The sequence below is a fragment of the Microlunatus endophyticus genome (assembly GCF_014646195.1).
Classification (GTDB): Bacteria; Actinomycetota; Actinomycetes; order Propionibacteriales; family Propionibacteriaceae; genus Microlunatus; species Microlunatus endophyticus.
This window is the reverse complement of the sequence record NZ_BMMZ01000006.1, coordinates 238,823-261,754: the sequence shown is the minus strand read 5'-3', so window position 1 is coordinate 261,754 and position 22,932 is coordinate 238,823. Positions and strand designations below refer to the sequence as shown.

Annotated in this window: 27 protein-coding genes; 16 read left to right on the top strand and 11 right to left on the bottom strand. The window is 68.7% G+C overall.

The annotated features are described in order from the left end of the window. The first annotated feature begins 2 nt into the window (after positions 1-2). The 3 genes from fdhD to moaA are packed head-to-tail and all read left to right on the top strand — an operon-like array spanning position 3 to position 2,411. Positions 3-824 carry a formate dehydrogenase accessory sulfurtransferase FdhD gene (gene fdhD, locus IEY07_RS14050; RefSeq protein ID WP_188895998.1) on the top strand — a complete coding sequence of 274 codons (822 nt, stop codon included), beginning with the start codon at positions 3-5 and terminating at the stop codon, positions 822-824. Beyond that, positions 821-1,348 (top strand): DoxX family protein, encoded by a 528-nt coding sequence (locus tag IEY07_RS14045; protein WP_188895997.1) that lies wholly within the window; start codon positions 821-823, stop codon positions 1,346-1,348. The genes fdhD and IEY07_RS14045 overlap by 4 nt, the downstream gene beginning before the upstream one ends. Before the next feature lie 22 nt (positions 1,349-1,370). Beyond that, the gene (gene moaA, locus IEY07_RS14040) at positions 1,371-2,411 is read left to right on the top strand and encodes a GTP 3',8-cyclase MoaA (RefSeq protein WP_188895996.1); all 1,041 of its coding nucleotides are present in this window, start codon (positions 1,371-1,373) and stop codon (positions 2,409-2,411) included. A gap of 165 nt (positions 2,412-2,576) precedes the next feature. Here moaA and IEY07_RS14035 read toward each other — a convergent pair whose 3' ends face one another. Continuing rightward, entirely contained in the window at positions 2,577-2,777 is a 201-nt protein-coding gene (locus tag IEY07_RS14035; RefSeq protein WP_188895995.1) for an acetone carboxylase, read from the bottom strand. Next, entirely contained in the window at positions 2,770-3,075 is a 306-nt protein-coding gene (locus tag IEY07_RS14030) for a DUF3099 domain-containing protein (protein ID WP_229670097.1), read from the bottom strand. Before IEY07_RS14030 ends, IEY07_RS14035 begins: the two co-directional genes overlap by 8 nt. 41 nt (positions 3,076-3,116) lie before the next feature. Here IEY07_RS14030 and fabG point away from each other — a divergent pair, with 41 nt between their 5' ends. Both fabG and fabI read left to right on the top strand, forming a co-directional pair. After that, positions 3,117-3,848 (top strand): 3-oxoacyl-[acyl-carrier-protein] reductase, encoded by a 732-nt coding sequence (gene fabG, locus IEY07_RS14025; protein WP_195826192.1) that lies wholly within the window; start codon positions 3,117-3,119, stop codon positions 3,846-3,848. A 19-nt stretch (positions 3,849-3,867) separates the two neighbouring features. Beyond that, positions 3,868-4,638, top strand: coding sequence for an enoyl-ACP reductase FabI (fabI, locus tag IEY07_RS14020; protein WP_188895993.1), 771 nt, complete (start codon positions 3,868-3,870; stop codon positions 4,636-4,638). Positions 4,639-4,651: 13 nt separating this feature from the next. On the opposite strand, the gene IEY07_RS14015 is transcribed toward fabI, so the two are convergent. After that, positions 4,652-5,854: an ROK family transcriptional regulator gene (locus IEY07_RS14015; protein WP_229670096.1), complete on the bottom strand. Its 1,203-nt coding sequence runs from the start codon at positions 5,852-5,854 to the stop codon at positions 4,652-4,654. 97 nt (positions 5,855-5,951) lie between these two features. Here IEY07_RS14015 and IEY07_RS14010 point away from each other — a divergent pair, with 97 nt between their 5' ends. Next, positions 5,952-7,190, top strand: a complete 1,239-nt coding sequence (locus tag IEY07_RS14010) for an MFS transporter (RefSeq protein ID WP_188895991.1) — start codon at positions 5,952-5,954, stop codon at positions 7,188-7,190. Positions 7,191-7,227: 37 nt separating this feature from the next. On the opposite strand, the gene IEY07_RS14005 is transcribed toward IEY07_RS14010, so the two are convergent. The 3 genes from IEY07_RS14005 to IEY07_RS13995 are packed head-to-tail and all read right to left on the bottom strand — an operon-like array spanning position 7,228 to position 9,153. Continuing rightward, positions 7,228-7,791, bottom strand: coding sequence for a hypothetical protein (locus IEY07_RS14005; protein WP_188895990.1), 564 nt, complete (start codon positions 7,789-7,791; stop codon positions 7,228-7,230). A 54-nt stretch (positions 7,792-7,845) separates the two neighbouring features. Continuing rightward, positions 7,846-8,397 carry a HEAT repeat domain-containing protein gene (locus tag IEY07_RS14000; RefSeq protein ID WP_188895989.1) on the bottom strand — a complete coding sequence of 184 codons (552 nt, stop codon included), beginning with the start codon at positions 8,395-8,397 and terminating at the stop codon, positions 7,846-7,848. 12 nt (positions 8,398-8,409) lie between these two features. Next, positions 8,410-9,153, bottom strand: coding sequence for an Rv1486c family protein (locus IEY07_RS13995; RefSeq protein WP_188895988.1), 744 nt, complete (start codon positions 9,151-9,153; stop codon positions 8,410-8,412). 37 nt (positions 9,154-9,190) lie between these two features. Between IEY07_RS13995 and IEY07_RS13990 the strand changes: the two genes are divergently transcribed. The 3 genes from IEY07_RS13990 to IEY07_RS13980 all read left to right on the top strand — a co-directional run bounded on the left by IEY07_RS13990 (position 9,191) and on the right by IEY07_RS13980 (position 11,853). Further along, positions 9,191-9,973 (top strand): ABC transporter ATP-binding protein, encoded by a 783-nt coding sequence (locus IEY07_RS13990; RefSeq protein WP_188895987.1) that lies wholly within the window; start codon positions 9,191-9,193, stop codon positions 9,971-9,973. 62 nt (positions 9,974-10,035) lie between these two features. Next, complete coding sequence (locus tag IEY07_RS13985; RefSeq protein ID WP_188895986.1) at positions 10,036-10,521, top strand: NfeD family protein; 486 nt, start codon at positions 10,036-10,038, stop codon at positions 10,519-10,521. Positions 10,522-10,563: 42 nt separating this feature from the next. Next, the gene (locus IEY07_RS13980) at positions 10,564-11,853 is read left to right on the top strand and encodes an SPFH domain-containing protein (protein ID WP_188895985.1); all 1,290 of its coding nucleotides are present in this window, start codon (positions 10,564-10,566) and stop codon (positions 11,851-11,853) included. Positions 11,854-11,942: 89 nt separating this feature from the next. Here the strand turns inward: IEY07_RS13980 and IEY07_RS13975 are convergent, their stop codons facing one another. Continuing rightward, positions 11,943-12,488 carry a YbaK/EbsC family protein gene (locus IEY07_RS13975; protein WP_188895984.1) on the bottom strand — a complete coding sequence of 182 codons (546 nt, stop codon included), beginning with the start codon at positions 12,486-12,488 and terminating at the stop codon, positions 11,943-11,945. Between the two features lie 19 nt (positions 12,489-12,507). On the opposite strand from IEY07_RS13975, the gene IEY07_RS13970 reads away from it, so the two are divergent. Further along, complete coding sequence (locus IEY07_RS13970; RefSeq protein WP_229670095.1) at positions 12,508-12,963, top strand: precorrin-2 dehydrogenase/sirohydrochlorin ferrochelatase family protein; 456 nt, start codon at positions 12,508-12,510, stop codon at positions 12,961-12,963. After that, positions 12,960-13,793, top strand: coding sequence for a TrmH family RNA methyltransferase (locus tag IEY07_RS13965; protein WP_188895982.1), 834 nt, complete (start codon positions 12,960-12,962; stop codon positions 13,791-13,793). Before IEY07_RS13970 ends, IEY07_RS13965 begins: the two co-directional genes overlap by 4 nt. Positions 13,794-13,797: 4 nt before the next feature. Here IEY07_RS13965 and IEY07_RS13960 read toward each other — a convergent pair whose 3' ends face one another. After that, a complete protein-coding gene (locus tag IEY07_RS13960) occupies positions 13,798-14,802 on the bottom strand; it encodes a DUF4003 family protein (protein WP_188895981.1) in 1,005 nt (334 codons plus the stop codon). A gap of 100 nt (positions 14,803-14,902) precedes the next feature. Between IEY07_RS13960 and IEY07_RS13955 the strand changes: the two genes are divergently transcribed. Both IEY07_RS13955 and IEY07_RS13950 read left to right on the top strand, forming a co-directional pair. Beyond that, positions 14,903-15,478 (top strand): DinB family protein, encoded by a 576-nt coding sequence (locus tag IEY07_RS13955; protein WP_229670094.1) that lies wholly within the window; start codon positions 14,903-14,905, stop codon positions 15,476-15,478. 33 nt (positions 15,479-15,511) lie between these two features. Next, positions 15,512-16,882, top strand: a complete 1,371-nt coding sequence (locus IEY07_RS13950; RefSeq protein WP_188895980.1) for a 6-phospho-beta-glucosidase — start codon at positions 15,512-15,514, stop codon at positions 16,880-16,882. A 6-nt stretch (positions 16,883-16,888) separates the two neighbouring features. Here IEY07_RS13950 and def read toward each other — a convergent pair whose 3' ends face one another. From def to IEY07_RS13935, 3 genes are all read right to left on the bottom strand, one after another. Further along, complete coding sequence (gene def, locus IEY07_RS13945) at positions 16,889-17,482, bottom strand: peptide deformylase (RefSeq protein ID WP_188895979.1); 594 nt, start codon at positions 17,480-17,482, stop codon at positions 16,889-16,891. Next, on the bottom strand, positions 17,479-18,762 hold the full coding sequence (locus tag IEY07_RS13940) for an amidohydrolase (protein ID WP_188895978.1): 1,284 nt from the start codon (positions 18,760-18,762) through the stop codon (positions 17,479-17,481). The genes def and IEY07_RS13940 overlap by 4 nt, the downstream gene beginning before the upstream one ends. Before the next feature lie 92 nt (positions 18,763-18,854). After that, the gene (locus IEY07_RS13935; protein WP_188895977.1) at positions 18,855-19,919 is read right to left on the bottom strand and encodes a lactonase family protein; all 1,065 of its coding nucleotides are present in this window, start codon (positions 19,917-19,919) and stop codon (positions 18,855-18,857) included. Between the two features lie 29 nt (positions 19,920-19,948). Between IEY07_RS13935 and IEY07_RS13930 the strand changes: the two genes are divergently transcribed. Genes IEY07_RS13930 through IEY07_RS13920 form a run of 3 tightly spaced genes read left to right on the top strand, consistent with a single transcriptional unit; the run spans position 19,949 to position 22,913 of the window. After that, the gene (locus IEY07_RS13930) at positions 19,949-20,872 is read left to right on the top strand and encodes a tyrosine recombinase XerC (protein ID WP_188895976.1); all 924 of its coding nucleotides are present in this window, start codon (positions 19,949-19,951) and stop codon (positions 20,870-20,872) included. A 22-nt stretch (positions 20,873-20,894) separates the two neighbouring features. Further along, positions 20,895-22,079, top strand: coding sequence for a TIGR03364 family FAD-dependent oxidoreductase (locus IEY07_RS13925; RefSeq protein WP_229670093.1), 1,185 nt, complete (start codon positions 20,895-20,897; stop codon positions 22,077-22,079). 48 nt (positions 22,080-22,127) lie between these two features. Then, positions 22,128-22,913, top strand: coding sequence for an aldo/keto reductase (locus IEY07_RS13920; protein WP_188895975.1), 786 nt, complete (start codon positions 22,128-22,130; stop codon positions 22,911-22,913). Positions 22,914-22,932 lie beyond the last annotated feature (19 nt).

The window sequence follows — 22,932 nt, the reverse complement described above, 5'->3', positions numbered from 1 at the left end:
CTATGGCTCGGGTGACGCGTCAGCACCTCGTTCGCCGGCTGACACCGGAAGGTTGGTCGCCGCGCAGCGACCGGCTGGCCGTGGAGGAGCCGCTGGAGATCCGGATCGGCGGTACGTCCTTCGCAGTGACGATGCGGACACCGGGCCACGACATCGATCTGGTCAACGGCTACTGCTTCGCGGAGGGGATCATCGACGCCGCGGCCGATATCGCGACGGCACGCTACTGCGATGGCGCGGGCCCGGACGGCCTGAACACCTACAACGTGATCGACGTGGCGCTGGCCCCGGGCGTACGGTCTCCGGATGCCGGTCTGCAGCGCAACGTCCTGACCAGCAGCGCGTGCGGGATCTGCGGCAGTACGTCGATCGATCAGGTGCTCGGCCGGATCGGCAGCCCGCTGCCGGCGGGCCCCGAATTCGCCGCGCATCTGGTGCTGAAGGCGCCGGATCTGCTGCGCGAGCAGCAGAAGGTCTTCGCCGGCACCGGCGGCGTCCACGCGGCGGGACTGGTGACCCGTACCGGGGAGTTGATCTGTGTACGGGAGGACGTCGGCCGGCACAACGCGGTCGACAAGGTCGTCGGCTGGGCGCTGCGGGAGCAGCGACTGCCGCTGTCGGAGAGCCTTCTGGTGGTGTCCGGGCGGGCCAGTTTCGAACTCACCCAGAAGGCGGCAACCGCAGGCATCCCGGTACTGGTCGCGGTGTCGGCGCCGAGCTCGCTGGCAGTTGAGCTCGCCGAACAGACCGGGCTGACTCTTGCGGGGTTCGTCCGGGGTGACACGATGAATGTGTACACCCACCCCGAAAGGATCCGTGCATGACCAAGCTCGGCAATCTCGCACTGTTGGCAATCCGGCTCGGAGTCGGTGGCACGCTGATCGCGCACGGCACCCAGAAGCTGTTCGGTTGGTTCGACGGCCCGGGCATCGATGGTGCGGCCGAGGGCTTCAAGCAGATGGGCTTCCCGGATCCGAAGCGCGCGGCGCAGATGTCGGGGCTGGCCGAGGCAGCTGGTGGCGCGTCGCTGGCGCTCGGACTGGGCACCGGGGTTGGCGGCGCCGCGGTGGCCGGCAACATGGCGGTAGCTGCCAGCGTCCACGCGCCGAACGGCTTCTTCGCCCAAGGTGGCGGTTTCGAATACCCGGCCGTCCTCGGATTGACCGGTAGTGCGCTCGCGCTGGGCGGTCCCGGCACGCTGTCGCTGGACGCCGCGACCCGCAACGTCTTCAACAAGCCGTGGATGCGGATCCTCGCGCTGGCCGGCTCGCTCGGTTTCGCCGTGTACACCGCCAGCAGTCGGCAGGCCCCGCCTGTCCCGGTGGAGACGACGACCACTGTCGAATGACGGGCGCGTACGCTCAGATCGTATGAGCACCGTGCTGTCACCGACCGCCCGCGCCGTCGGGCGCCGGCCGCTGGCGGACCGGCACGGCCGGGTCGCCACGGACCTGCGGGTCTCGCTGACCGACCGGTGCAACCTCCGCTGCACCTATTGCATGCCAGCCGAGGGCTTGGACTGGCTGCCGGCCGATGAGACGTTGAGTGACGCCGAGATTCTTCGGTTGATCAGGATCGGCACCTCGATGCTGGGGATCCGGACGATCCGGCTGACCGGCGGCGAGCCCCTGCTGCGCAAGGGTCTCGAGGGTCTGGTCGCCGGGATCGCGGCGCTGCCGGACCGGCCGAAGATCGCCCTCACCACCAACGGCATCGGTCTGGCGCGGCGGGCCCAGGCGCTTGCCGACGCCGGCCTGGACCGGATCAACATCTCGCTGGACACGCTGGATCCGCAGACCTTCGTACGACTGTCGAGACGCCGCCGGCTGGACGACGTTCTGGCGGGGGTCGCGGCCGCCCAGCAGGCCGGTCTGCGGCCGGTCAAGATCAACACCGTGCTGATGCGCGGGATCAACGATCACGAGGCGGTGCCGCTGCTGCAGTGGGCGATCGACCAGGGCGTGCAACTGCGCTTCATCGAGCAGATGCCGCTGGACGCCCAGCACGGCTGGAACCGTACGAACATGGTGACCGCCGAAGAGATCCTCGGCCGGCTGTCGGAGCGGTTCTTCGTGGTCGAGGATCCGGCGGATCGCGCCGCCCGGGGGAGCGCTCCGGCGGAGCTGTTCCGGGTCGACGGCACCGATCACCGGGTCGGCATCATCGCGGCCGTCAGCCAGCCGTTCTGCGGCGCCTGCGATCGGGTCCGGCTGACCTCCGACGGCCAGCTCCGCAACTGCCTCTTCGCCCGCACCGAGCAGGATCTCCGTACGCCGCTGCGCTCCGGCGCGACCGACGAGGAACTGGCCGACCAGTGGATATCCGCCGTTGCCGTCAAGCTGCCCGGCCACGGGATCGACGACCCGACCTTCCTGCAGCCGGACCGGCCGATGTCGGCGATCGGCGGCTAGTCCACCGTACGAAGCGCCAGACCCGGGCGTTCGCTTCAGGTCGTACGGCCTCGCTTCCCCACCATGCGCTCGCTTCGCGGGCAAGGGAAGCGAACGCGTGGTCGGGAAGCGAGGACCTCGGAGGACGGAACAAGCTGAGGCGAGGGCTGTCAAGCACGAGGCGAGCTACGCCTCGGTGACCTCTTTGAGGAAGCCCCGCGCGCTCAGGAACGCCGAGAGCGAGTCCTTGTGGTCGCGACAGGCCATCCAGTGCTTGCGGCGGTCCGGGGTGTGGATCTTGGGGTTGTTCCAACCGAGGTCGTACGACGCCGGCTGCTGACAGCCCTTGGCCGAGCAGATCGTCTCCGGTGCGGTGGTCTCAGTCATGCAACTCGTTCCGGCTCGGGTTCTCGATCTCCTTGCCGCCCCGCTCGAAGCTGACGTGCTCGGTGCGCTGGTCGGCCTGGTTGGCGAAGATCACCGCTATGTAGGGCAGCACGACGGCACCGGCGAGGAGGATCCAGCGCCACGGGCTCGGCACCCAGATCATCGAGATGAAGCAGGCGACCCGGAAGGCCATCGTGATCGCGTACCGCGTCTGGCGCTGTTTGAGGTCGGCACTGGCGCCCTCCTGGGCGTCGGTGATCACCGGGCGCTGATGCGACCCGTGTGCTGCAGACCTCACCCTGCCCAGCTTACGCTCAGCCATCCGCTACCGTGACCGGCGTGACTGAGCCAACTGACGGGGCCACGGGGCCGAGAAGTGTGCTGGTGACCGGCGGGAGCCGGGGGATCGGCCGGGCGATCGCCGAGCGGTTCGCCGCCGCCGGTCACAAGGTGGCGGCGACCTCGCGATCGGGTGAGGCCCCGACCGGCGTGCTGGGCGTCGAGTGCGACATCACCGACCCGGGACAGGTGGAGGCGGCCTTCACCCAGATCGAGGCGGCGCACGGACCGGTCGAGATCCTGGTGGCCAACGCGGGCATCACCAAGGACACCCTGGTGCTGCGGATGTCGGACGAGGACTGGCAGTCGGTGATCGACACCAACCTGACCGGATCGTTCCGGGTCGCCAAGCGGGCCGTGCGGCCCATGATCCGGCAGCGGTTCGGACGGATCATCTTCATCTCGTCGGTGGTCGGACTGCTCGGCTCGCCCGGTCAGGTCAACTACGCCGCCTCCAAGGCCGGCCTGCTCGGACTGGCCCGCTCACTGGCCCGCGAGATCGGCTCCCGCGGCGTGACCGCCAACGTCGTTGCCCCGGGCTATATCGAGACCGACATGACGGCGGTGCTCGACGACGATCTGGTGCAGGGGTACAAGAAGCAGATCCCGGTCGGACGGCTGGGCGACGTCTCGGACGTCACGGCCGCGGTCGAATTCCTGGCCAGTGATCAGGCCGGCTACATCACGGGGGCCCAGATCCCGGTCGACGGCGGCCTGGGCATGGGCCACTAGATCGGAAGGCAGAGAAACCGTGGGAATCCTTGAAGGCAAGAACATTCTGGTTGCCGGTGTCACGTTGGACACCTCGATCGGCTTCCACACCGCCCGGATCGCGCAGCTGGAAGGTGCGAACGTCATCGTCTCCAACTTCGGCCGCGCGATGAGCCTGACCCGGCGGGTGATCCGCAAGCTCGATCCGGAGCCGGTGCTGCTCGAGGTGGACGTCACCAACCAAGATCATCTGGCCGGCCTCGAGGCCGCGCTGCGGGAGCATGTCGACCACTTGGACGGTGTGGTGCACGCGATCGCCTTCGCCAATCCGGAGACCGCGCTCGGCGGTGGCTTCCTGACCACGCCGTGGCCGGACGTGTCCACCGCGCTGCAGGTCTCGGCCTACTCGCTGAGCTCGCTGACGATGGCCTGCAAGCCGCTTTTCGCCGAGACCGCGTCGGTGGTCGGCTTCGACTTCGATGCCACCGTCGCCTGGCCGGTCTACGACTGGATGGGCGTCGCGAAGGCGGCTCTCGAGTCGACCTCCCGTTACCTCGCCCGCTATCTCGGCCCAGAGGGCGTACGGGTCAATCTGGTCTCCGCAGGCCCGCTGGACACCCTGGCCAAGAAGGCGATCCCGGGCTCGGACCAGTTCAACGGGCTGTGGGCCGAGCGGGCACCGCTGGGCTGGGACGCCAAGGACATCACGCCGGCTGCGAAGGCGGCCGTCGCGCTGCTGTCGGACTGGTTCCCCAAGACGACCGGCGAGATGATCCACGTCGATGGCGGCATGCAGAAGATGGGCGCCTGAGGAGGGGTCACCGTCAGCCGGCGTCCGGTACGAGGTCGGCCCAGCGCTCCAGGGCAGTCGGGCTGCTGATCTGATCGATGCCCAGATAGGCCGCACCCAGCGCCGGGCCGTTCGTGCCGTGCACGCTGTCCACCACCGCTGCCGGCTGTCGACGATGGATCGCCATCAGGCCGGCCCGGTACGCCCGGTCGAATGCCATCGGCGCCGACCGGCGCAGCAGTGGCCCGAGGCCGCCGATGGTGATCATCTCCGGATCGTGGGCGTTGACCAGGCCGGCGATCCCGCCACCGAACGCCGCGGCAGCCGATTCGGCGGCGTTCTGGGTCCGGGTGAGGTCGCCGCGGCCGGCGGCGAGGTCTGTCAAGAGGCGTTGGGCGTAATCCGTCGGGTCCGCAGGCTCCGGATCACCACGGTGCCGGGCGAGCGCCCGGCCGTCGACGGCGAGGTCCCAGCAGCCGTGCGACCCGCAGGTGCACTGCAGAGCCGGATCGGCGAAGGGCAGGTGCCCGAACTCGCCGCCGGCGCCGTGAGCGCCCTGGGCCGGCTCGCCATCCAGCAGGACCACTCCGCCGATCCCGGTCGCCACCATCAGGTGTAGCGCGACCGAACTGCCCCGTGACGCACCGGTCCGTGCTTCGGCGACCCCGGCCAGGGTGGCATCGTTACCGACCAGCAGCGGCGGCCGCTGCTCCGATGGGATGGCGTGGGTCAGCTGTTCGAGATCGAGCAGGTCCAACCAGTGCCTCGCGGACAGCTGACCCAGGAAGGTCCCGCTGACAGGCCCGGCGGCCGAGACGACCAGGCATCGGATCCGAGTACCGGCTCCCTCGACCGTGTGACCGACCGCAGCCGCCACGGTCGCCAGCACGGCTTCCGGGCGGTCGTCCCGATACGGCTCCGAGGCGAGCACGGTCAGGCGTCCGAAGAGGTCGGAGAGCCGAAGGTCCCAGCCGGACGCCTGAAGACCCACGATCAGGACGAGCGGACCCGCGGGATGCGGCGCGAAGACCGACGTCGGACGGCCGGGGCCGGTGGACTCGGCCTTGGACTCGTCCAGCAGGTCGAGCCGCTTGAGCCGGTCGACCAGGTCGGTGGCGGCGCCGCTGGACAGACCCAGACGCTCTGCAGCCTCGCGCCGGGTGATGTCCGGTTCGGTGGTGAGCAGACGCAACCACTCCGCTGCCGTCGCCCACCGCCTGCGAGCCACACGAGTCACCCGTCCAGCCTTCCATCCCCGTTCGGTCAGTGTCGAGAGTAATATCCTCGCCATACGAGTAAATCGCTCGTCGCCTTGACCAGCTGCAAAGGAACCGATGACGGACACGGCTGCGACTGCCGACGGTGGGGTGAGTGATCGATCCCCGGACTTCGCGGCCGCACGTCCGGCTCTGGCCGTGCTGGGGTTGGCTGTGTTCGCCGCGGTGACCACCGAGCTGCTGCCCGTGGGTCTGCTGCCGGCGATCAGTCGGCAGTTCCACATCAACGCTTCCCGGGCCGGCTTGCTGGTCAGTGTCTACGCGGCGATGGTGATGCTGACCGCTGTGCCGCTGACGCTGGTGACCCGGCGGGTTCCGGGCAAGCTGATCTTGCTGCTGGGCATCGGCTCCTACGCGGTCAGCAACCTGGTCTGCGCGCTCGCGCCGAATGTCGCCGTGCTCGACCTGGGCAGGGCTCTCGGCGGTGTGACGCACGCGATCTTCTTCTCGGTCTGCATCGGCTACTCGGCCCGGTTGGTGCATCCCTCGCAGACCGGGCGCGCGCTGGCGCTGGTTTCCGCCGGAGTGTCCGCCGGGCTGATCCTGGGTGCTCCGGCGGCCACAGCGCTCGGGAATGCGGTCGGCTGGCGGCCCGCCTTCGGAGTCCTGGTGATCTTGATGATCGGTGTGTTGATCCTGCTCGCCCGGACGTTGCCGGCATCCGGGACCGGATCCGGCGCGGACCCTGTCGATCACTCCGCGCGTCGTCGCGATGTCACCGCGGTGCTGGTCGCCAACGCTCTGGCTTATGTCGGCCAGTACGCCTTCTACACCTACGTCGGGGTGCTGCTGCTGCGCGCCGGTGCGACGACCGCCTGGGTGGCTCCGGTGCTGTTCCTGTTCGGTGCCTTCGGGCTGATCGGGATCTGGCTTGCTTCCCGGTCGCTGGATCACCGACCCCGTGCGACCGCGCTGATGATCTTGCTGGTCAGCGGCTGCGGAATGATCGCGGTCAGTGTCGGATTCCCGTCGCTCCCGCTGGTGATCATCTTCGGCGTGATCTGGAACGCCGCCTTCGGGCCGGCGCCGTCGCTGTTCCAGACCTCCGCCGTCCGCGCCGACGCAACCTCGCCGGAGCTCTCCGGCGCGTGGCTGAACGTGTCGGCCAACGTCGGCATCGCCGCCGGCTCCGCGATCGGCGGAGTCGTCCTGAATGTCGTGGGCATCGGCACTCTGGCCTGGCTCAGCTCGATCCCGTTGCTGATCGGGGCCGCCGTCGTGCTGGTCGGCCGCCGCGCCTTCCCGAGCCGCACCATGATCGAAAAGCCCGATGTGGCTCCGGTGATCGTCCGGTGATCGTCTCAGGATCGGGACCGGCGATCGGGACCGGTGATCAACCGACCGGCACCCTGCCTCGGCTGAAGTAGCTGACCGCCTGCCTGATCTGGTCGTAGGACTCCCGGATCCCTACGGCACCGAGCATCGGTCCGCCGTAGCGCTGCATCCGCGTCCAGTAGCGCGCGGAGAGGTCGGTCTGCACCCCGGGACTTCCCGGCTGGGCCGCAGGATGCAGCCGCAGCACCAGGAACCGGTTCCACAGGCGGCGTCGGACCTCGACTCCGGTGACTGCCTCCCAGGGCACTTCCATGCGCCCGGCCGCCGTATTCATCGCGAAGCCCCGGCCGTCGATCGTCAACGGCTCGCTGATCGCTATCCGGCTGCCGTACACGAAGCTGTGATAGCTCAACTGGAAGATCTGCCCGACCAGCAGGACGAGCATGGGCAGGATCGAGAGCGGGCCGGCGTCGAGGCTGCTGATCCAGATCATCGCCACCACGACGAGGGCGGCGAGAAGTCCATGCGCGACAAGGATCCCGCCGTGCCGGCGGTTGATCGCGACGCGGTCGGTGTGCACGACGAATTCGTCAGCCGGCGCTGATGGACCAGGCGTGTTCATCTGTGCACTATGGCAGGCCATAAGGTCCCACCCGCTGAAGTCGTCCGCGCTGCGTCAGCCGCTGAGATCGCGGTCGAGACGAGCTGACATCGCACCCAGCGCGGCCTCAGTCACCTCGACGACAGCCGGTTCCGGGTCACCCAGGGCACTCCGTACGGCTTCGGCGTGCTCGGCCTCGCCGACCACAGCGAGTGCGCGGATCGCGGCGGCACGGACTCTTGGTGTCTCGTCGGTGACCAGCGCCGCCAGTTGATCACCGGCTGCCCCGAGCTCACGCAACCGGCACACCTTGGCGCACATCTCCCGGACCCTCCAGTGCTCGTCGGACAGCCCGCTGATCACCGCAGGTGTCGCGGATTCGTCCCAGAGGTAGAGCAACGCGCGGGCGGCCCAGACGCGGACCCAGTAGTCGGGGGAGACCCCTGAGCGGATCCGCTGGATATAGGACCCGCCGCCAAGGATGGTCAGTGCCGGGTGATCGGGATCATCGGCCTCGATCCGGCCGGTGATCAACTCCGCACACCACTCGGCGACCACGATCGTGCCGTAGCGGCGTTCCATGGCTGCCCAATGGTCGCGCGGATGATCACGCGGATCCGGCGCCACGGCGATCCATGCCTAGCCGGTCGAGGATTCCGGCCGCGGCGGAAAACTTACCGCCGCGCAGAGCGCATCGCTGGCGGCGGCCCGCAGCCGGCGCAGGATGACGGCCCGCTGGTCGGCCTCGAAGACCGAGATCGAGCCGCCGTCATCGGCCAGTGCGATATCGGCCGCCTGCAGCAGCCGGGCAGCGCGGTCGGCGGTGACCAGCTGCCGGCTCGGATAGCCGGGTGCCAGTCGCACCGACCGGTCGTCGCGCGGGCGGGTGCCCGCCGCCACCTGCAGATCGCTCAGGGTGCTCACCGCCTCCAGGACGACCTCGTTGAGGGCGCGCTCGGCGTCGTACGGGGTCAGGGTCGTGAACGGTCGCTCGGCGGCCAGCACCCGCCACTGCACGGCCGGTCCGACGCGCAGCGGCACCAGGCCGATCCCGGCGGTCACGCCGATCACCGCTTCGCCGTTCTCCAGGGCCGCCTCGTTGAGCGGGCGTGGGCCACGCAGCGCCCCGAGGGCGCCGGGTGTCGGCAGTGCCAGCACCCAGCTGTCCCGTTCGATCATCCGCAGCGCCGGCAGCGCGGACTCCAGCGGATGCGCACCCAGCGGGTCGAGTCCGAGGCGCCCGTCGGAGTCGATCACGTGATGGGCGACATCCGGCTCCGTGATCGACCGTGCGGCAACCTCGGCGCTCATCCGGGCAGCGCCGATCGGAGCATGGATCAGCGCATTGAGATAGCTGGCCAGACGGACCGACGGCAGGTGCACCCGAGTTACGGTACGTCACGCCTGTAAGTTCTCCTTCATGGCTGCCGTGATCGACCTTGCAGAGGTCTCCATCGTCCGGGGCGGTGCGACCTTGCTGGACAAGATCACCTGGACCGTCGACGAGTCCGAGCGCTGGGTCATCATCGGTCCGAACGGCGCCGGCAAGACGACTCTGTTGCAGGTGATCTCCGCCCAGATCCATCCGACCAGCGGCGTCGCCGGGCTGCTCGGCGAGGTGCTCGGCACGGTCGACGTCTTCGAGCTCCGGCCGCGGATCGGCCTGACCTCGGCCGCGCTGGCCGAGCGGATCCCGCGCAGCGAGCGGGTGCACGACGTGGTGGTCTCGGCCGGCTACGCCGTGATCGGCCGCTGGCGGGAGTCCTACGACGATCTCGACCACCAGCGCGCCGACGAGCTGTTGGACCAGCTGGGCATCCTGTCCTTCTCCGACCGGACCTTCGGAACCCTCAGCGAGGGCGAGAAGAAGCGGGTCCAGATCGCCCGGGCGCTGATGACCGACCCCGAGCTGCTGCTGCTGGACGAGCCCGCCGCAGGCCTCGACCTGGCGGGTCGCGAGAGCCTGGTCCGTACGCTCTCCGACATCACCCGGGACCCGTACGCCCCGGCAACGGTCCTGGTCACCCATCACGTCGAGGAGATTCCCGCCGGAATCACCCACGCCCTGCTGCTCCGCCGCGGTGCGGTGGTCGCGGCCGGTCCGCTGGCCGACACGCTGACCGCCGAGAACCTGAGCGAGACGTTCGAATTGCCGCTGCAGCTGACCGAGGACCGCGGCCGCTTCGCGGCCCGGGCCGGGTAGAAGCGTGTCGATTACAGCCCGCCTGGCACTATGGGTCCCAAGAGAGAATTTGGGGTGAACCGATGCCGATGAATCTGACGGACTGGCTCGGCAACAACCCCTGGGCATTGTGGCTCACGCTGGCCGTGCTGCTCGGGGTCGCCGAGATCCTCTCCATGGACTTCGTCCTGATCATGATCGCGATCGGTGCGGTCGCGGGCGCCGTTGTCGGCGCGATCTTCCCGGCCGAGCTGTGGTGGCTGCAGATCCTGGCCGCGGGCGGCGTCTCGGTCGCGATGCTGGTGCTGGCCAGGCCGACCCTGATGCGCCATGTCAACCAGTTGCCGGGCTATCGCTCCTCGACCGACAAGATGGTCGGCAGCAGTGGTGTGGCCACCAGCGACATCACTGCCACGGGCGGTGAGATCAAGGTCGACGGGCAGGCATGGACGGCCCGTGTCTACACGCCACAGACGGTGATCACCAAGGGCACCGAGATCGAGGTGTACGAGATCGACGGGGCGATCGCTGTTGTCTATCCCAAGTACGGTGAGCTTCCCACGCCGTAGGCTGGGACGTTCAGGTCGGGTTTCACTTCTCAAAGGAGAAAAATGGGCGGCCTCATTGCCTTGGCGATCCTCGTCATCCTGCTGATCATTGTCCTCGGCAGCACGATCAGGATCATCCAGCAGCAGCGCGTCGGCGTTGTCGAGCGACTCGGCAAGTTCAACCGGACCCTGCAGCCTGGGCCGCATCTGCTGGCGCCGTTCGTGGACAAGGTCCGTTACAACATGGACATGCGCGAGGTCGTCGTGCCGTTCCCGCCGCAGGGCGTGATCACCGAGGACAACCTGATGGTCAACATCGACTCGGTGATCTACTTCCAGGTCATCGATCCGGTGCGCGCGGCCTACGAGGCGCAGGACTACGTCCGGGCCATCGAGCAGTTGACGATGACCACGCTGCGCAACATCATCGGCGGTCTTGATCTCGAGCAGGCACTGACCAGCCGCGAGGAGATCAACGGCAAGCTCCGGGTGGTGCTGGACGAGGCGACCGGCAAGTGGGGGATCAAGGTCAACCGCGTCGAGCTGCGAGCCATCGATCCGCCACCCACGATCCGCGACGCGATGGAGAAGGGCGCCCGGGCCGAGCGCGACAAGCGGGCCTCGATCCTGTTGGCCGAGGGCCAGCGACAGTCCCAGATCCTGTCGGCCAGTGGTGAGAAGGAATCCGCGATCCTGCGGGCCCAGGGTGAGCGAGAAGCCGCGGTGCTGCGGGCCCAGGCCGACCGGCAGTCCCAGATGCTGCGCTCCGAGGGCGAGGCGCAGGCGATCACCACCGTCTTCAACGCCATCCACGCCGGCCAGCCGGACCAGGCGCTGCTGTCCTACCAGTACATGCAGATGCTGCCGGCGATCGCCCGCGGCGACGCCAACAAGGTCTGGGTCGTCCCGTCCGAACTCGGCAAGGCACTGGAGGGTCTGGGCGGTGCCGTGAAGGAGGCGGCCTCCGGTATCCCGGCGGCGGTGTCCGGCAATTTCGTCGCACCGAAGAAGATCGACGTGGAAGCCGAACTCCAGGCGCAGAAGGACAGCGACGACGCCGAGGCCAACAAGCAGGTGCAGCAGGCGATCGCGGCGGCCCAGGAGTTGGAGACTCCGCCGGCGCACGGCAGATCAGGCCTGAACGACGGGCATGCCGCGCTGGAAGGGGCCATGCCCGGTACACCCGCGCAGCAGGGCCCGGAGCAGCGGGCCCCGGAGCAGCCGGCCCCGGAGCAGCCGGCCCAACAGCAGGCGCCGCAGCAGTTCGCACCTCCGCAGGACCAGGTCCCGCCGCAGTTCCCGCCGCCCGGCGGAGTTCCGGCATCCACGCCCACGCCGCCGCAGCAGAGTTAGGCAACCGAAGCCGAGCCGGTGCACGAGAAGTTGACCGAGACAAAGCTCCGGCTCCGGTTCTGTCGTCCCGGCTTGGGGGTGAGGGTTCCTCAGATCGCCAGTTCCAGCACCTCGGCGCCCGGCAGCGTTCCGGCCAGCGCGCCGGGGATCGCGAGCTTGCTGCCGCGGGTGCCGCTGCCAATCACAATCCAAGGCCGTCCGGTAACAGCGGTGTCGACCAGCACCGGCCAACCGCCCGGGAGTCCGACCGGGGTGATGCCGCCGTACTCCATGCCGGTCGCCGAGACGGCGTCCTCCATCGGGGCGAAGGAGATCTTGCGGACGCCGAGATGTTTGCGGACGGTCTTGTTCACGTCCGCCCGGTCGGTGGCCAGCACCAGACAGGCGGCGGTCGTCTCCGTCTCGGCCCGGCGGCCGGCGACCACGACACAGTTGGCCGAATTCTCCAGCGGGGACTCGTAGGCCTGGCAGAACGCCGCCGTGTCGGCCAGGTTCGGATCGATCTCGGTGACGAACACCTGATCGGCGTCCAGGCTGCCGGACTCGAGTGCCGCTCGGACCGGTCCGCCGAGGAGGTGCGGCTGGGACAGTGCTGGTTGCCAGGTGAGCGTTCCGAGTCCGACGGGCTGTGACATGCGTGGAATCATAGACGCCGTGTCTGCTGTCCCCGCCTACCTCTCCGGCCTTCGGTTGTCCGGCCGTCGGGTCGTCGTGGTGGGCGCCGGACGGGTCGCGGCACGCCGGCTCGGGCCCCTGCTGGAGGCAGGAGCCTTGATCACGGTGATCGCGCCGGAGGCCACCGGGCCGATCATCGAACTGGCCACCTCAGACGCCCTGACCTGGCTGCCCCGCCGCTACGCCGACGGCGACCTCGACGGTGCCTGGTACGTGCTGGTCGCCACTGATGATCATGACTGCAACAAGCGGGTCTCCGTCGAGGCCGAACGCCGGCGGATCTTCTGCGTCCGCTCCGACGACCGGCATGCTGCGACCGCATGGACTCCGGCCAGTGGCACGGTCGGCGATGTCCAGCTCGGCGTCCTGGCCGGCGGCGACCACACCCGGTCCAGGCTGCTGCGGGACCAGCTGCTGCAACAGCTGATCGGATGACACGGTTGCAGATCGTCACGATCACCGAGACGGACGACGTCCGGCTCGCCGACTACGTACGGCTGCGGGATGTCAATCTGCGCAGGCATCTCGAGGCCGAACGCGGGCTGTTCATCGCCGAGGGCGAGAAGGTGATCCGTCGGGCACTGGATGCCGGCTACCAGCCGCGATCGTTCCTGCTCGCCGAACGCTGGCTCGAGTCACTGGCCGACCGGCTCGATGATCATCAGACGACACCGATCTATCTGGTCACCGAGAAGCTGGCCGAGGAGATCACCGGCTTCCACGTGCACCGCGGTGCGTTGGCAGCCATGCATCGTCAGGATCCTTACACGACAGCCGACCTCCTGGGGTGGGACCGCCTGGTGATCTTGGAGGACATCGTCGACCACACCAACGTCGGCGCGATCCTGCGCAATGCGGCCGGGCTCGGTTGGCAGGGTGCCCTGCTGTCGCCGCGGTCGGCCGATCCGCTCTACCGGCGGGCGATCAAGGTCAGTATGGGATCGGTGTTCTCACTGCCGTGGGCGCGACTGGACGACTGGGGGAGTGCGATCCCACTGCTCAATGATCATGGGTTCACCACGGTCGCACTGGCGCTCACCGACGACGCTCTCAATCTTGATCAGGTACGCGAACGGCTGGCTGCCCACGGCACCGGCAAGATCGCGGTCATGCTCGGAACCGAGGGCGCCGGGCTCTCCGAGCAGTGGATCGCCCAGGCGAGCCTGGTCGCCAGGATTCCGATGCAGGCCGGAATCGACTCGCTCAACGTCGCGGCCGCTTCGGCGATCGCTTGCTACGCGCTGAACCAGCCTCCGACCCGCTGACGGACTACGTCGACGCCGCAGTGGCAGCGCCTGCGCTGCCGGCGGCCGCCGTCGACGCGATCAGGGCGGTCTGCTGGGCGATGATGATGTTGGTGATGCTGGTCGACAGCGTCGCCGTCACGATCCCGTCCCGGACGCTCTGGGCGGAGCGTCCGGCGACGGTGGCGGTCGCGTACAGCAGAAGCTCCGGGGTCCCGACGGAGAACCGGCCGAAACCCTTCTGCGTGCGCAGGAATGTCCGTGCTTCGTCGATCTCGGCAGCGACGACGTCGGCGGCCACGGGAAGCAGCGCCAGAATCCCCAACGCCGGCAGCGAGTCGGGCCGGTCGAGTTTGATCTTCCGGGCGCGGAGCGCGTCCCGCAGCGCCAGCACCTGCCCGGCGGTCTGGTCGTCGGAGCCGCCCAGCACCAGCACCTGGGCCAGCGCCTGGACGCTGTTGCGGCCGCGGAATTCGCCCTTCAGCCGATCGTGCAGCCGCTCGATCCGGTCGGCGCCCGAGTCGACATCCAGGTCCGAGAGGCCGAGCATCGCGGCAAAGATGTAGTCGTCCTGGCCGGTCAGGAAGAAGTGCCGGGCCTTCATCCGGTCGTAGAAGGCCCTGGTCCGGCTGACCGCCTGCGCCGGACCGTTCGGGCCGGTCTGGGCAGCGATCTGGTACGCGGCGACCGCCAGGTAGTCCGACGACCGGAGCCGGGTGCTCTTGAGCAGTTCGTAGACTTTCAGAGTCTGGCCGAACAGGCCCTGCGGGTCGGGCGACAGCGACAGGAGTGCCGCCAGCGACAACGCCATCGAACCGCGGAAACTGGAGAACAGGCCGGTGTTCTGTTTCATCAACTCCTGACACTGCCGGATGGCCTCGGGGTCGGCGATCCTGCCCTGCTGGGCGTAGAGCAGGGCAGCCAGCCGGCTGGTCAGCGCGTTCTGCCAGCGGAACTGCTTCCTGATGATCCGGGCGTTCTCCGCGAAGAGGGACAACGTGCCATCGGCTCCGGGGGCGTTGAGGCTCATGCGGATGCGATCCAATCTGTGGCCGGCAAGGGGCTGGATGCCCAGAGTGCCACGAGTAATGCGTTGGCGGCAGCCCGCACCCGGCCGCTAGTTTCGAGACGTGGATCAGAAATCGATGCTCGTTCGGTACTACCGGGAGAGTCGCGAGTCGTTCTTGTGGAAGGTCGACGGCCTGTCCGAACGCCTGCTGCGGATGCCGCTGACGCCCACCGGCAGCAACCTGCTGGGCATCCTCAAACACGTAGCGGCGGTCGACGTCGGCTATCTCGGGGAGGTCTTCGACCGGCCGTTCAGTCACCCGGTGCTGGAGCGGATCGACGCCGACCCGAGCACCGACCTCTGGGCCACTGCGGACGAGCCGGCGGACTTGATCAAGGACTTCGCCCGCGCCGCCTGGGCACACACCGACCGGACCGTCGACGAGCTCGACCTGGACGCCACAGGCCGCGTGCCCTGGTGGCGTCCGGGCAACCAGGACGTCACCCTGGCGTGGATGCTCGTGCACGTGATCAGTGAGAACGCCCAGCATCTCGGACAGGTCGACATCCTCCGCGAACTGACCGACGGGCTGGTCGGTCTGAACCCGGACAACAGCAACCTGCCGGACAACAGCGCCGAGGACTGGGCCGGCTACACGGTCCGCCTACGGGAGCTCGCCGAGTCGTTCCCTGCCTGAGTGCGCCGGAGGCCGACCAGCGAAGATGTCCGGGTGAAGTTATGCATCCTCGGCGGCGGCGGATTCCGTACGCCCTTCGTCTGGCAGGCGCTGATCCGCGACACCGGCAGCCCCCGGGTCGACCAGGTCAGCCTGTACGACACCGACGCGTCCCGGCTGGAGGTGACGACCAGGATCCTCGGCCAGCTGGCTGAGGGCTTCCCCGACGCACCGACACTGTCGGCCGGCACAGATCTTGATCAGGCCCTGCAGGGCAGCGACTTCATCTTCGCGGCAGTCCGGGTCGGTGGCCTGGCGGGCCGCCAGGCCGACGAGCACGTCGCTCTGGACCTCGGGGTGATCGGGCAGGAGACCACCGGGCCTGGGGGATTGTCGTACGCGATCCGCACGCTTCCGGTGATGATCGACATCGCCCGCCGGGTCAAGCGGGTCGCACCGGAGGCGTACTTCCTGAATTTCACCAACCCGGCCGGGATCATCACCGAGGCACTGCAGGCCGAACTGGGCGACCGGGTGCTGGGCATCTGCGACACCCCGTCCGAGTTGGGTCGTCGGGTCGCGGCCATCCTTGTCGGAGATCGGCTGGGTCATGATCATGACCGGCTGCAGCTGGACTACGTCGGCCTGAACCACCTCGGCTGGATGCGCCGGATCCTGCTGGACGGCCGCGATCTGCTGCCTGAGTTGCTGGCCGATGACGAGAGGCTGGCGCGGCTGGAGGAGGCCACGATCTTCGGCGCAGACTGGCTGCGCAGCCGCGGCATGATCCCCAACGAGTACCTGCACTACTACTACGAGAACCGCGAGGCCGTCGCTGCGATCAAGGCCGCCGGGGTCACCCGCGGCGACTTCCTGGCGAGGACGCAGGCTGACTTCTATCGCCAGGCCGCGAGCACCGAGGACGTCGCCCGGCTGTGGCGCCAGGCCGTCGAGCACCGCGAGGCGAGCTACATGGCCGAGGCCAAGGGCGGCGTCCAGGGCGCACCGATCACCGAACACGACGCCGCCACCGACCCGAGCCAGCTCGGCTATGCCGGCGTCGCGCTGAATGTGATGCGGGCGATCAGCCGCAACGAGCACTGGACCGCGATCCTCAACGTCCGGAACCGGACCGCGATCGCGGGGCTGCCGTACGACGCTGTGGTCGAGGTGCCGACGGTGATCGGCGCCAACGGGGTGCACCCGCTCACCGTCGACCAGCCAGGACTGGCCGAGCTCGGGCTGATGCAGCAGGTCAAGGCGGTCGAGCAGTTGATCATCTCGGCCGTGAACAAGCGTTCCCGGCAGGAGGCCGTCACCGCCTTTGCGCTGCATCCGCTGGTGGACTCGCTGGCCACGGCGCGCCGGCTCGTCGACACCTACATCGCACAGATTCCTGAGGTCGCCGCGGCGCTGGACGGCTGACGGGCCTCAGTTGCTGCTGGTCCTGGCCGAGACCGGCCAGTCCACCGGGTAGTCGTCGGCGACGCTCTTGTGGTCGGAGTAGAGCTTCTTGCGGGCCCGCGCCGACAGCCGGTCGCCGAAGACGGTGCCCTTGAGGTGATCGGTCTCGTGCTGCAGGCAGCGCGCGAAATAGCCGGTGCCCTCGATCTGGATCGAATTGCCGAAGGCGTCCTGGCCGGAGCAGATCGCGACATCGGGCCGGGCCAGCTCGATGTAGGCGCCCGGCAGCGACAGGCAGCCTTCGTCGATGTAGTCCAGCTTGCGGTCCTTGCCCTCGGGCAGCGTCACCTCCGGATTGCAGAAGACGCCGATGTGACGGCGGCGGTCCTCGTCCGGGCAGTCGTAGACGAAGAGCGCAAGATCGATACCGACCTGTGGTGCGGCCAAGCCGACCCCGTCGGCCGCGGCCATCGTCGCGAACATGTCCTTGATCAACTGATGGAGCGCGTCGTCGAAGTCGGTGACCGGCTGCTGCCGGCGGTGCAGCACCGGGTCACCCCACCTGGTGATCGGCCGGACGGTGCCGCCGGTGGTGAGATCGGAGGTGGTCAGATCACTCATCCGGCCTGGCTCCGCAGCACGGCGTACGGGTCGGCGGTCACTCCAGTGCCGCGCTCGTAGTCGTAGGAGTAGACCGGACGGCCCTCGATCAGCACCTGCTCGGCCCGGCTCATGATCTCCAGCGGATCGCCGCTCCAGATCACCACATCGCCGTCCTTGCCGACCTCGAGCGACCCGACCCGTTCGTCCAGCCCGAGCATCTGTGCCGGGTTGATCGTCAGCGCCTCGATCGCGGTCCGCGGATCCAGCCCCTCCTTGACCGAGAGGATGGCCTGGTAGACGAGATAGTTGATCGGCACGACCGGATGATCGGTGGTGATCGCGATCTTGACCCCGGCCTTGGCGAGCAGACCCGGGTTGCGCAGGTGCCGGAGGTTGAGCTCGACCTTGCTGCGGCTGGTGAAGAGCGGGCCGATGATCACCGGAATGCCCTTCTCCGCAAGGACATCGGCCAGCAGGTGGCCCTCGGTCCCGTGGTTGATCACCAGCTTGTAGCCGAATTCCTCCGACAACCGGATCGCCGTGGCGATGTCGTCGGCGCGGTGGGTGTGCTGGTCCCACGGCAGGTCACCGGCCAGCACCGCGGCCAGCGTCTCGTTGGTGGAGTCGCGGGTGAAGGACTTGCCGTCCCGGTCGGCCTCGTCGCGGCGCTCGACATAGTCCTGCGCCGCACGGAAGGCGTCCCGGATCACCGAGGCCACTCCCAGCCGGGTGGACGGCGTCTGCTTCTTCTCGCCGTACACCCGCTTGGGATTCTCGCCCAGCGCCGACTTCACGCTGCACGGTTCCTTGATCACCATTTCGTCGACGATCCGGCCCCAGGACTTCACTGCGACGGTCTGGCCGCCGATCGGATTGCCGGAGCCGGGCTTGACCACCACCGAGGTGACGCCGCCGGACAGCGCATCGCGGAAGCCCTCGTCGGCGGGGTTGATCGCGTCCAGGGCGCGGAATCTGGCGCCGACCGGGTCGGTCATCTCATTGGTATCGCTGCCGGCCCAGCCGTTGCCCTCCTCGTGGACACCGACATGGCCGTGCGCCTCGAGGAACCCCGGCAGCACCCACTTCCCGGCCGCATCGATCACGGCGGTGTCATTGTCGACCTTGACCTTGGTGCCGACCGCAGTGATCTTCCCGTCCTTGATCAACACGGTGCCGTTCTCGATCACCTCGCCGACGACCGGGACGATCCTCCCGCCGACGATGGCGACGTCCTGACCGGTCGGGCCCGGCCGGTCGGCTGCGGACGTCCGGGTTTGCTTCCGTGCTGCTCGGGCCACGACTACTCCTGAACGAAAAAAGGGGATTCGGCAATGCTGATGGGATAGCTGATGGGATAGCTGATGGGAAAGCTGTTGGGATGGCCCCAACGCTAGCGTGCGGGGATCACCACGGCGGGCGACGGCGTGGCGATCTGCTGGACGGTCTGCCAGCCCGCCGGATCCCCGGTCACCGCAGTCGGTCGGATCACCGTCACATTGTCGCCCACCTGGTTGGCGACCCAGATCTGCTCACCGTCGACCGTCAGGTCGCGCGGCCAGGCTCCGCCGCAGTCGATCTCCACCAGCGGGTGCGGGGTGCCGGAGGCATCCAGGGTGAAGAAGCTCAACGTGTCGGCGCCCCGGTTGGCAACCACGATCTGCTCGCCGTACTGGGCGATGGCCGACGGGTAGATCCGCTCGTCGGTCTCCCGCGCCGAGGCCGGCACGGTGATGCCCTCGGAGCCGACCTGCGCATCCAGCGCACCGACCCACAGGCTGGCCGACAGTTCGCAGGCCACCACCAGATACTGGCCGGCGAGCACCAGGTGCCGGGGGCCCGATCCCGGCGGCAGGGTGATCGAATCCGTTGCCGGGGTCAGATTCCCGTCCCCGTCGATCCGGACGATGTGCACCGAGTCGGTGCCGAGATCCGGCACCAGGATCGAGCTGCCGACGCTGACCACCTCGTGGGCGTGCGCGGCGTCCTGCCGCTCCGGGTCCGGCCCCGAGCCGGAGAACTGCAGCAGTCCGATCCGCTCCGACAGAGCGCCGTTGTCCTCGATCCGGAAGCTGGCGATCGAGCCGCTGGTGTAGTGGGCGACCACGACGAAGTTGCCGGTGTGGTCGAAGCACAGGTGGCAGCCGCCGTCACCACCGCTCTCGACCGTATTGATCAGGTGCAGTCCGTTGTCGTCGGAGAGCACCGCAGAGACACTGCCGGGGGTGGTCTCGTTGATCGCGTAGAGCCAGGGCTCGGACGGGTGCTTGATCACGAAGGTCGGCGAGTGCAGGCCGAGCGTCGCGGGTTCGGTGGACGGATCGGCTCCGGACAACCGGCTGAGGCCGGCCGCGCCGCCGCCCATCTCGGTCGTGTAACCGCCGATGAAGATCTGCTCCGGCGCGTCGTAGGTGGGCTGAACATCCTGCGCGGCGTCCTGCGTGTCGGCTTCGCTCATGCGGCAACAGATATCAGAGAGTTGGGGCTATGGGGCAACCGGGCGATCAGTTCGCCGACCTGCGGACCGACTACGAACGCCATCTGCGCTCGGAGCGGCGGCTGTCCGACCACACCGTCCGCGCCTACTCCGGCGACGTCGAGAGCCTGCTGGCTCACCTGGAATCCAGCGGCATCTCCGACCTGTCCGAGGCCGGGCTGCCCGAACTGCGCAGTTGGCTGGCGCGCCAGCAGACGGCCGGATCGGCGCGGGCCAGCGTGCAGCGGCGGGCGGCGGCGGTCCGGGTGTTCTGGTCCTGGGCGTACGAGACCGGCCGGGTCCCGCGCGACGTGGCCAGTGGCCTGAAGTCGCCGAAGAAACAACGCCGGCTGCCGGCAACGGTCGACCAAGGGGCCGCGGCGGCGATGCTCGACGGCGCCCTGGCCCGGGCCGAGGAGTCCGGCGGGCCGGTCGGCTGCCGGGATGTGGCGATCCTCGAAACGTTGTACGCGACCGGCATCCGAGTCTCGGAGCTGTGCGGCCTCGACCTCACCGACCTCGATGCCGACCGCCAGGTGCTGCGGGTCTTCGGCAAGGGCAGCAAGGAGCGCTCGGTGCCGATCGGCGGTCCCGCCTACCGGGCCGTCCGACGGTGGCTGGACGAGGGCCGCGGGCTGCTCGCCGGCCCGAGGTCGGGCACCGCGATCTTCCTCGGTGAGCGGGGCGGCCGAATCGATCCCCGGGTCGTACGCCGGATCGTGCACCGGGCACTGGGGCTGACCGAGGGCGCACCCGACCTGGGGCCGCACGGCCTGCGGCACGCGATGGCCACCCACCTGCTGGAAGGCGGAGCCGATCTGCGCAGTGTCCAGGAGATGCTCGGGCACTCGTCGCTGGCGACCACGCAGATCTACACCCATGTCACCACCGACCGGTTGAAGCGCGCTTTCGAACAGGCTCATCCGCGCGCCTGACGGTCCATGGCAGGGTTGCCGCGTGACCACCCCGACGACCACCCCGACTAAGTCATCGACGGCACCCTCGACGACCGGCCTGACGCAGAGGCCCGGCCGGCGGTACGACGTCGTGATCATCGGCGCCGGCATCGTCGGGCTGTCCCATGCCGAGGAAGCGGTCCGGGCCGGTATGACGGTCGCCGTCGTCGAGCGTTCCTCCCGCCAGGTCGGGGCGTCGATCAGGAATTTCGGGCATATCTGCCTGACACCGCAGTCCGGTCCGGCAAAGGAGCTGACAGAGCAGTCACGGCAGCGGTGGCTGCGGATGTCGCAGGCTGCCGGCTTCTGGCTGCGGGAGTCAGGCACCACCATCGTGGCCAAACGGGCCGAGGAGCTGGCCGTCCTGACCGAATATGTCGACAGCGGCGGCGATCCGGGCCGGGCGGTGCTGCTGGACGCTGATCAGGTCCTGCAGCGCGCCCCGGTCGATCCCGGCGGCGTGCTCGGGGGCGCATTCCTGCCGTACGACCTGCAGGTCGACCCGCGGGAGGCCGGCCCGGCGGTCTCGCGATGGCTGGCGACCCAGGGCGTCGACTTCTACTGGCGGACTGCGGCGCTGGGCATCGAGACCGGTGTCGTGCACACCGGCCGGGGCAGCCTTCGGGCCGGACGGATCGTCGTCGCCACCCACTACGACATCGATGAGCTCTTCCCGGCGATCGCCGAGCAGGCAGGGATCGTACGCTGCCGGTTGCACATGGCCCGGGTCGCGGCTGACCTGCGGGGCCCTCTGGCGACACCGCTTTTCACCGGCTGGTCCCTGCTGCGCTATTCGGGCTTCACCGCGACCAGCGCAGCCACCGCGCTGCGGGACCGGCTCGCCTCCGAACGTCCGGATGCGCTGGCTCTGGACCTCAACCAGATGTACACCCAGCGCCCGGACGGTTCGCTGATCATCGGCGACACCCACCTGCGCGAGGTGGACGCTCCGCCGTTCCAGTCCGAGGAGGGCTTCGAGTTGTTGCTCGAACTGACCCGTGCGCTGTTCGGTGTCCCCCTGCGGGTCCTGGAACGCTGGCAGGGGATCTATGCCTCCTCCCCGGGGCAGGAGTTCGTGGTCGCGGAGCCGATGCCGGGTGTCCAGGTGGTCGTGGTCACGACCGGGATCGGGATGACCATCGGCCCCGGCCTGCCGCGGCTGGTCTTCGACGGCAGCTCCCGATGACCGACCTGCTGCGCGTGATGTCGGGACCGTCGGGTAGGAATTGCTGACATGACTGACTACTCCGAACCGACAGTTGCCCTGGCCAGCGGTCCGCAGATGCCGTTGCTCGGCTTCGGCACCTGGCAGATCCCCGACTCCGAGGCGACCGCGGCCACCATCGCCGCCCTGGAGGCCGGCTACCGACACATCGACACGGCCACCGGCTACCAGAACGAGGCCGGCATCGGCAAGGCGCTGGCCTCGGCCGGACTGCCGCGGGAGTTGGTCTTCGTGACCACCAAGATGCCGCCGGACAACGTCGGACGCGAGCGGCAGACCCTCGAGGAGAGCCTGACCAAGCTCGGCCTGGACCACGTCGACCTGTGGCTGGTGCACTGGCCGCCGAACAAGCAGGCCACGCCGCAGGCCTGGGAGCAGTTCATCGCAGCCCAGCAGGAGGGGCTGGCGACGTCGATCGGGGTCAGCAACTACTCGCTGGACCAGATCGATGAGTTGATCACCGCGACCGGCGTGGCTCCTGCCGTCAACCAGATCCGCTGGAGCCCGGCGATCTACGACGCGACGATCGACTCCGGCCTGGCTGAGCGGAAGGTCGTCCTGGAGGGCTACAGCCCCTTCCGGGCGTCCAACCTCGAGGACCCGACCCTGGTCTCGATCGCCGAGGCACACGGCGTGAACACCGCTCAGGTGATCGTCGGCTGGCACATCAAGCACCAGTACGTGGTCATCCCCAAGTCGACCAATCCGGAGCGGATCGTCAGCAACGCCGCCGGTGCGCTGGTCGATCTGACCGAGGACGAGGTCACGGCGATCGACGGGCTCGGACAGGCCTGAGCCGCGGCCGACGCCACGG